5 protein-coding genes and 1 tRNA gene are annotated in these 5,555 nt (G+C 63.0%); 2 read left to right on the top strand and 4 right to left on the bottom strand.

Annotation, left to right across the window (positions count from 1 at the left end):
• Together M653_RS01000000134125 and M653_RS0130915 are read right to left on the bottom strand one after the other, a co-directional pair.
• Positions 1 to 246: transposase (locus M653_RS01000000134125; RefSeq protein ID WP_032936545.1), on the bottom strand; the 246-nt coding region annotated here is incomplete at its 3' end.
• Positions 247 to 343: 97 nt separating this feature from the next.
• Positions 344 to 619, bottom strand: coding sequence for a DUF1153 domain-containing protein (locus M653_RS0130915; protein WP_006203587.1), 276 nt, complete (start codon positions 617 to 619; stop codon positions 344 to 346).
• A gap of 286 nt (positions 620 to 905) precedes the next feature.
• Between M653_RS0130915 and mnmA the strand changes: the two genes are divergently transcribed.
• Complete coding sequence (gene mnmA / locus M653_RS0130910; protein WP_027146757.1) at positions 906 to 2,096, top strand: tRNA 2-thiouridine(34) synthase MnmA; 1,191 nt, start codon at positions 906 to 908, stop codon at positions 2,094 to 2,096.
• A 42-nt stretch (positions 2,097 to 2,138) separates the two neighbouring features.
• On the opposite strand, the gene M653_RS0130905 is transcribed toward mnmA, so the two are convergent.
• On the bottom strand, positions 2,139 to 3,104 hold the full coding sequence (locus M653_RS0130905) for a Gfo/Idh/MocA family oxidoreductase (RefSeq protein WP_027146756.1): 966 nt from the start codon (positions 3,102 to 3,104) through the stop codon (positions 2,139 to 2,141).
• Positions 3,105 to 3,343: 239 nt separating this feature from the next.
• Here M653_RS0130905 and M653_RS0130900 point away from each other — a divergent pair.
• Positions 3,344 to 3,420: transfer RNA gene (locus M653_RS0130900), tRNA-Met, on the top strand.
• 356 nt (positions 3,421 to 3,776) lie between these two features.
• Here M653_RS0130900 and M653_RS0130895 read toward each other — a convergent pair.
• Positions 3,777 to 4,754 carry a hypothetical protein gene (locus tag M653_RS0130895; protein WP_027146755.1) on the bottom strand — a complete coding sequence of 326 codons (978 nt, stop codon included), beginning with the start codon at positions 4,752 to 4,754 and terminating at the stop codon, positions 3,777 to 3,779.
• Positions 4,755 to 5,555: the final 801 nt, after the last annotated feature.

Raw genomic sequence — 5,555 nt, 5'->3', positions numbered from 1 at the left:
CTCGCGCACCAACTGCCGTTCCGAGCGAACCCCGAACAGGTAGCCGATGAACAGCGCCTTGAACATCAAGGTCGGATCGAGCGGCGGCCGGCCATTGTCGGCGCAGTACAGCGGCGCCGTCAGCTCGTGGATAAAGGAAAAGTCGATCACGCGGTCGATCTTGCGCAACAGATGATCAGCCGGAACAAGCTGATCCAACGTCACCATCTCGAGCGCGGTCTGTTCAGGGGCGGGTCGCTTCAACATGACCCAGTGAATCAAAAACCCTAGGCAAAAGCCAGGGGTTTGTCAGCAGTCTGAAGCGGCGCGGCATGCCGCGCCCTTCGATCGTGATGGGACCGGCCTAGTGCCGGTATTGCTGGATGCGCGTGGTGCGCAGCCCGGCAAGGCCGTATTCGTCGATCGACGCTTGCCAGGACAGGAATTCCTCCGTGGTCAGCTTGTAGCGCTGGCATGCCTCTTCAAGGCTCAAAAGTCCGCCGCGCACCGCTGCAACCACTTCCGCCTTACGCCGGATAACCCAGCGACGCGTGTTCGTCGGCGGCAGATCGGCAATCGTAAGAGGGCTGCCGTCAGGCCCGATAACGTATTTGACTCTAGGTCTAACCAGATCGGTCATCGTACTCTCTACAAAAAACTCAAAGACCCAATCCCCGCCACGTTACCGCCACAGCTTTAAAAATTGCCTAAGCAGACCCTAATGACTAGGTAAGGATCGTGAACGCCGCGTTAGTCTTTTAGCGGGCATTTGAAATATCCGGCTGGAAACCCTGTTTAGCCGGAAGGAATGTACCCACTCACAGCGTCCGCCACGCGCCGCGGGTTGTCCTGCAAGCTGGCGCCGCATGAAAGCTTGACCTATATCCTCGACATTGGCATTTGAGCTGCCGCAGAATGAAAGCACCATGAACAGTCTCGACCTTCCCAGACGTCCCGAAGAGACCCGCATTGTCGTCGCCATGTCGGGCGGCGTCGATTCATCCGTGGTCGCCGGCCTGTTGAAGCGCGAGGGCTATGATGTCGTCGGCGTCACGTTGCAGCTCTACGATCATGGCGCGGCAACGCATCGGGCCGGATCATGCTGCGCCGGCCAGGACATCGACGATGCCCGCCGCGTCTCCGAGACGCTGGGTATTCCGCACTATGTGCTCGATTATGAGGAGCGGTTCCGCAAGGCGGTCATCGACCCCTTCGCCGAAAGCTATGTCGCCGGCGAAACACCCATTCCTTGCGTTTCTTGCAACCAGACGGTCAAATTCGCCGATCTCCTGGCCACGGCCAAGGATCTCGGCGCCGACGCGCTGGCCACCGGCCACTACATCCGCTCCGGGGCCAATGGCGCCCACCGCGCCCTCTACCGGCCGGTCGACGCCGACCGCGACCAGAGCTATTTCCTGTTCGCCACCACGCAGGCGCAGATCGATTATCTGCGCTTTCCGCTCGGCGGCCTGTCGAAGCCTCAGGTTCGCGCCATCGCCGAGGAGATGGGGCTGACGGTCGCCGCCAAGCAGGACAGCCAGGACATCTGCTTCGTGCCGCAGGGCAAATATTCCGACATCATAGCCAAGCTGAAGCCGGCTGCCGCCAACCCGGGCGACATCGTCCATATCGACGGCCGCGTGCTCGGCCGCCACGAGGGCATTCTGCGCTACACGATCGGCCAGCGCCGGGGCATCGGCATCGCGTCCGGCGAGCCACTCTATGTCGTCCATCTGGACGCCGAGCGCGCCCGTGTCGTGGTCGGCCCGCGCGAGGCGCTGGAGACGCACAAGATCTATCTGCGCGACATGAACTGGCTGGGAGACGGCGCGCTCGCCGATGTGCCCGCCGGCGGCATCGAGCTGTTCGCCAAGGTGCGCTCGACCAGGCCGCCACGGCCGGCCGTGCTGCGCCACGAGGCAGGCGTGACCTCGGTCGAGCTGGCCGATGGCGAATCGGGCATCGCGCCCGGACAGGCCTGCGTGCTCTATTCCGACGACGGCAACGAGGCCCGCGTCTTCGGCGGCGGCTTCATCGTGCGCTCAGAGCGCGGCGCCGAAGCCGAAGCGATGCTGAGCCGGCTCGCCGAAAAGCCGGCGCAAATTCCCGCCGAGTAGCTCTCCCTGCCCGTCGCACCAGGAGGGCGACACGGCCCTTCCTCAGGAGGTGGATTTGGTATGGGTGACGGTGCCCGCCGTCAGGATGCGCAGCACCCTGATCGCCTCCTCGCCGCTGGTGCGTGGTTCGGCGCGCGTCCCGATGCACTGGATGAAATGTTCAAGTTCGCGAGTCAGCGGCATGCCCTGGGCAACCGCGACATAGGACGGCTCATTGGTGGTGAACGCCCACTGGCCGCTGTCCTGCCACACGGCGTGGCGGTAGACGGCGAGCTTGCGCTCCCATGGCTCGACATCGTCGAACACCGCCATCGCCTTGGTGCCGACCACGGTCAGCCGCCGCTCGCGATAGGGGTTGAGCCGCGACGTGAAAAGATGGCTGCGCAGGCCGTTGGGAAAGCGCATGTGCAGATGCGCGAAATCGCTGAGATTGTCGAGGAGTGCCGCCCCCTCGCCGCGCACCTCGATCGGCTCGGTGCCGGTGATGGCCAGGATCATCGACAGATCGTGCGGCGCGAGGTCCCATAGCGCATCGTTCTCGGTATGGAACTTGCCGAGCCCCAGCCGGTGCGAATGGATGTAGCGTACCTCGCCGAGTTCGCCCTTGTCGATCAGCTCTTTGAGCGTCTCGAAGGCGGGATGGAAGCGCAGGACATGACCGACCATGAACACGCGGCCATTGTCCTTGGCCGCCCGCACCGCGCGCTCGGCATCCGGCACCGTCAGCGCGATCGGCTTTTCCACCAGCACGTCCTTGCCGTTCTCGACGGCGCGCACGGCAAGATCGGCATGGAACTGCGGCGGTAAGGCCATGATGATGGCGTCGATGTCATCGTGGACGAACAGCTGGTCCGGCGCGATCGCCAGGCAGTCCTGTTCACTGGCGAAACCTTCGGCGCGGGCACGATTGGTGTCGGAAACCGCGTGCAACGCGCCGAGCGCCTTGAGGGTGCGGATGTGGTTGGAGCCCCAGTATCCGCAACCGAGGACTGCAATGCGCGGCTTCATCTGTTTCAAACTCTAAAAACTCGTGGCCGAGACATAGCGACGTGCCCCGTCGAACTCAACCCCGGCGGCTGCAAGCAGGTGTTCGCGCGGCAAAGCTTTTCTCCATGGAGAATATGCGCCGATATCGAATGCATCGAAGCTTGACAGGCTCGCCCTCCCAACCTTATATCCGCGCGACCTTGGCGAACGCCTCGAAATGCCTTTCGATTTAAGGCGGATTTCGGGCCTGTCGCCGCCCTGGCGGGGTAGCTCAGTTGGTTAGAGCACGGGAATCATAATCCTGGGGTCGGGGGTTCAAGTCCCTCTCCCGCTACCACTTCAAACCTGTACGGCCCGGAGACATAGGTCACAGTTTGTACCTAAGACATGCTGCTGATGGTTTGATCTCGCGGTCAGTCGGGCGCTTTTTTCGGCGGTGATGAAGGCGGCCGGTACAATCCAACTGCATGGGGCCGAGGAGCGCCCCGGTTTCCTAGAATAGTGCACGTCGGACGCAACCATGTGAAGCGGGGCAGGCCCCTGCCGATCAACCACCACTGACGTCACCCATCGTTGGCGAATAGCCCCGCACTCTGATAGCGTCCAGCTATTTTTCTCCTCAAGGAAGCCGCCGCGGTAGAAGACGGTGGTCGAAGCGATGCCGCCGATAAATGCCAGCATGACATTGATCCCTCATATCCTCGGCTGCAGCGCTGGCCCTGCCGGCCTTCCGCCGAAAGGCGACATCGCCTTTTCTTTCAACTCGCGGAACTGGCGCGACGCCTCGGAGAGCCTGTGGTCCCATTCGGGACTGGGTGTCTGGCCCTCGATAGTCTTGAAATAAACCTGCATCAGCGAGGCGATGGCGAAGGGCTCCACAAAAGCCGCCTTCAGCGCCCAGGCGAAAACGATGGCCAGAACGAAGCCCCAGCCGCTTAAATGGCTTGGCAGGAAGTAGACGACCGCGCCCGCCGGTGCCAGCATGAGCAGGAAGATGACGAAGGTGACGCCCCACAGGATCAGCGCCAGCCACACCGCGTTCTTGACCATCTTCGTGCCGTTCTGGGCATAAAGCACCACGCCCTGCCGGGCAGTCTCGAAGGGCGAGGACGAGTCCATGCGGATATTGTAGCCGAGGATGATCTCGTCGACATAGGTCAGCGAGATGCGGATCACCGTATTGGCCAAGCGCACCAGCCCATCGAGCCCCGGCAGGAAGGCGGCGATGCCGCCGAGCAGACTGGTGACGGCGCGGATCGCTCCCTTTACCAATTGGTCGACGACGAAGAGGATGTTGGCTTCCGCGAAGCGCTGCGTCACGACCGCTTTCGCATAGGCGATCTGGGTCTGTCCGCCCGGCACATCGCGACCGTCGAGCAGATGGACCATGACGGCGATGTGGCCAGCCTTAAGCACATAGAGGATGTATTCGCGGATCCAGTAGACTGCGATGGAAACTAGTGCGAAGCCAAGGATGCCGCCGCAAAAGGCCGTGCCTTCCGGCCCGCCATCGGCGAAGATGTGGCCAACACCCCAGCCGATGCTGGCGCCTGCGCCCGTCGCCGCTATATAGGCGAGCGTCATGGCGAAATAGACGATCATGCGGAAAAGAATGAATGGCCATGTCCTGAGCATGATCGCCCCGGATCTGGCGACCGAGAAGTCCCACATCACGCTACCCTCCGGATAAGGCGGCGAGCGCAGGAAGCCGCGAAGAGCCGCATAGTCCGCCCGTCACGGCCACCGTTGAACTCTGCGCAACCATTTCGATCGCCCGAGCCTTCAGCGATTACGCCGACCCGCGAGCCGGCCGCGTCATTGCGGCTCCCATCATAACCACCGGCCAGCTCGGGTGAGCTCGCAAGCGCATAGATGCAGGGCATCACAAAGATCGCCTCGAGCCGACCCATGACTTGTCGCCTCCCCTTGCAATGCGGCTACTGCCGCGTTCCGTTCCAGCTGCCTTCGACGGTGTCGGGATTGTTGCCGAAATTGTAGCCGCCCGCGAACGACTGGCCGTCGCTGGAGAGCACGAACTTACCGTTGCCTCTGGTGCCGTCCTTCTGGACCCAGGAGAAGCGCAGCACGTTGCCGCTCACCTTGCCGGTGATTTGCCCGGCGCTGCCGTCATTACCTTGGTAGCGGCCGGAGACGCCGTTGCCGTTCTGCTGCAGCGAGAGGCTGTAGGCGACGTTATCGGCGTTGGCGCTCCAGCTTCCGCCGAAGCCGGCCGTCGCCGATGCCTGCGTTCCCTTCGACTTGGCGAANCCCGCCGCGCTCTTGGCGAATCCGGCTGCCCCGCCGCCGAACTTCAGGAACCGGGCAGAGACGCAGCCGGACACCGGCGCGCTGATCCGGCACCAACCGCCATCGCCGCCGCCTTGCTTGTTTGCGATGATGCCTGCAGCGCCGCCGGTCTTGCCGCACGGACCGGCCACCGACACAGGCTGGCCTTCCGGAACCGTGCCGGTC

Source organism: Mesorhizobium sp. WSM3626, assembly GCF_000513935.1.
Lineage (GTDB): Bacteria > Pseudomonadota > Alphaproteobacteria > Rhizobiales > Rhizobiaceae > Mesorhizobium > Mesorhizobium salmacidum.
This window is presented reverse-complemented; position numbering and strand designations above follow the sequence as displayed.

Bases quoted from the DNA above. Each gene is read 5' to 3' on its own strand.
- M653_RS0130915 (WP_006203587.1), bottom strand. From the start codon at position 619: ATGACCGATCTGGTTAGACCTAGAGTCAAATACGTTATCGGGCCTGAC.
- mnmA (WP_027146757.1), top strand. From the start codon at position 906: ATGAACAGTCTCGACCTTCCCAGACGTCCCGAAGAGACCCGCATTGTC.
- M653_RS0130905 (WP_027146756.1), bottom strand. From the start codon at position 3,104: ATGAAGCCGCGCATTGCAGTCCTCGGTTGCGGATACTGGGGCTCCAAC.
- M653_RS0130895 (WP_027146755.1), bottom strand. From the start codon at position 4,754: ATGTGGGACTTCTCGGTCGCCAGATCCGGGGCGATCATGCTCAGGACA.